Here is a 378-nt window from a genome sequence, read left to right as displayed (position 1 = left end):
ATTTTGCACTACCAACAAGCTTTGGCACTCAGTGATGAGATAGCCATTAGCGGTGAGATTGAAGCCGATGATAAGATCTTAATTTCGGTTATCTCTTGTCATAATCTAGCGCAATTTTGGCGTTGGTCTGGTGACACCGAGTATGAACTCAAGTACTTGCAGCTCGCTTCAGAAAAAGTGCTGACCTTGATCCCGCAGTGCCCACAGCATCAATGCGAGAACTTTATTGATTCCATCGGCTGGTGGAAAAAAGCGCTGTTTGATTTCCTTAAACGTCATCCCAACCCAAAAATTTCGCCGTTGGTTGAGAAAATCCATACCGCAACCCCATGCGAAATTATCGCCAAATTTAGAATCAACCGAACTTATACTTCGGAC

General features: G+C 43.9%; 1 protein-coding gene. It reads left to right on the top strand.

Annotation, left to right across the window (positions count from 1 at the left end):
* Positions 1 to 378: DUF2753 family protein (locus UF06_RS02795; protein ID WP_139046250.1), on the top strand; the 378-nt coding region annotated here is incomplete at both ends.

This window comes from Vibrio sp. S234-5, from assembly GCF_000960595.1.
GTDB lineage: Bacteria > Pseudomonadota > Gammaproteobacteria > Enterobacterales > Vibrionaceae > Vibrio.
The sequence above is the reverse complement of the archived record's forward strand: the minus strand, read 5'-3'. Positions and strand labels throughout refer to the sequence as shown.